Raw genomic sequence first — 219 nt, forward strand, 5'->3', positions numbered from 1 at the left:
GCGCGCGTTGTAGACCGAGGGCGTGACCCCGGCATCCGTCATGTGAAGCTGATACGAACGCAGGTCTTCCGTCGTGGCAGTATCGGGCGAGCGCCCCAGAAACCCGGCGAAATGCTTCACCGCCCGGATGTGCGCTTGTTGAGATTGCTGCCGCAGACCCCGAATGCGCATATCCTCGATCATCCGCTCACGCAGCGGCGTGGTTCTCTCCTCTGTCAT

General features: G+C 62.1%; 1 protein-coding gene. It reads right to left on the bottom strand.

Annotation, left to right across the window (positions count from 1 at the left end; translation table 11 throughout):
- Positions 1-219: phage integrase N-terminal SAM-like domain-containing protein (locus ACFWW2_RS14130; RefSeq protein WP_393928817.1), on the bottom strand; the 219-nt coding region annotated here is incomplete at both ends.

Source organism: Yoonia sp. R2-816 (assembly GCF_046762905.1).
Lineage (GTDB): Bacteria > Pseudomonadota > Alphaproteobacteria > Rhodobacterales > Rhodobacteraceae > Yoonia.